The 1,799-nt window shown below is 35.2% G+C and carries 2 protein-coding genes; both read right to left on the reverse strand.

Annotated elements, in window-relative coordinates:
- Positions 1-53 precede the first annotated feature (53 nt).
- The gene (locus IV88_RS08870) at positions 54-317 is read right to left on the reverse strand and encodes a hypothetical protein (protein ID WP_057800533.1); all 264 of its coding nucleotides are present in this window, start codon (positions 315-317) and stop codon (positions 54-56) included.
- A 128-nt stretch (positions 318-445) separates the two neighbouring features.
- On the reverse strand, positions 446-1,618 hold the full coding sequence (locus tag IV88_RS08875) for an alpha/beta hydrolase family protein (RefSeq protein ID WP_057800534.1): 1,173 nt from the start codon (positions 1,616-1,618) through the stop codon (positions 446-448).
- Positions 1,619-1,799 lie beyond the last annotated feature (181 nt).

A 1,799-nucleotide genomic window follows, 5' to 3' on the forward strand; every position in this document is an offset into this window, starting at 1 on the left:
GAGGCTAGTTATTTCCCAGCCTCTTTTTGATATTCTTTTCACTAATAGGGCTACTAGTTAAACCATGTCATGGAAGCTAGTCCATAATTAGAACTATATTCTTTCCGTTTCAAATTACTTAATAGTTCGATGCCCTCTTGTGAAATTTGTTTATTTAACGCTAGTTTCTCTAATCCATCCTGTAAGCTTCTAGATACTGACTCTTCATATGAACCTGATTCTAAATCCTTTACTGCTGTACCTACTAAGCCCTGTTCAGAACTCGATTTTAAATTAACTCTTTCCAAAAAGCTCAATAGCTTTTGTATCTTAAACATTTACCTATCCCCCAATACTATTATGTTTACAAAATAGTATTAAAACCATATAAGTTCAAGTAGCAATGCTGTTTTAGCATGTCTACAATTTCAAGACATATAAGTAAAAGACATAATACTCTAAATTATTAATCCAAACCTTCAATCCATTCAAACGCTTTCTGATTATAAAAGTTCAATGCACCCAGATGACAATGCTCTTCAGCTCCTTCTGCTGGACCAAATTTCATCAAAGTTTTCTTCGATTGCAAATGACTATAGAGCAATTCAGGTTGCCCTTTAAAGAAGTGGTCGTTGCTGGCTTCACAAACTAACACCGGACATTCAATCTGTTCCGCAAAGCCTTCCAAAGTATATTGCTCAGTTTTCTGAAATAGTTCTTCAATACTCTTTGCACCAAACGTGTAGAGCCCATTTTCAATTACCCACCGAACTTGAGTACTCTGTCTCATCAATTCTTTCAACTTATTTTCAATCACTTCAAAATTATTCAACTGTTCCCCGCCATGAGCACTGAATGCTTTTGAAAATTGAAATGAAAATAAACCGTCATCCGTTACACAAGCCGCAATTCTATGGTCAAACGCTGCGGCACGCGCTGCTAATAATCCACCAAAACTAATTCCCATTAAAATAATTTTATCATTCAAAACTTCTGGTCGTTTTTCTAAATAATCGATAACTGGACTAACTACATTTTCCCAGTCTTGCCTGAAAGCTTGATGTTGTTCTCTCAAAACACCGCCTTGTCCTGGTCCTTCAAATGTTAAACAATTATAGCCGCGAGCTAGTGCATCTTTAACTACCTGGAAGTACAATTCTTCACCAGTTGAGTCATATCCTCCATGCACTAACATTGTTGGCCGAGCTTGATCATCAACCGTATAAAAGTATGCTGGAAGACTACCATTTTCAAATGGAATATCAACAATTTCGTAATTCTGATCAGATAATTCCAATGCCTTTTGAAATGTTGAACGACTCGCACTCCATGTTTTCAATAATCGTTCATCATTAGGACTGCCATGTAAGAAAAATTCCGCGGTTCGATAGTAATTCGATGCTTTGAAATAACTCTGGCTGGCGCTTACGATTTCCCCGTTAGTTTCAAAACTATTTGCTCGTTTATCTAATTCAGTTGCCAGTTTATTCCAGTTCTCAAACCAGCTTTCAAAGTTACCTTCTTCAATTTTGTTAGCTGTTGCCAATACTTCACCAATATCAGATCCTCCATATGATGCATAGCCCATTGTACGTAATGTTTCAAAAGAAAATGTTGGATCGTTAAATACTAATTTCATAATAACTGCCTCTTTTTTAAAATTAATTAGGTCACCTAAATTAATTTATATAATAATGACCCCTAACTAATTTGTCAACACCTTTTCATTATTTAATTAAAATCATGGGCAAAGTATTTAAAAAATAATCAATATTTCGCTACAATGGTGCTACAAAGACCTAAGGTAATAAGTCAAGAGA

Source organism: Pediococcus argentinicus (assembly GCF_001437605.1).
GTDB lineage: Bacteria > Bacillota > Bacilli > Lactobacillales > Lactobacillaceae > Pediococcus > Pediococcus argentinicus.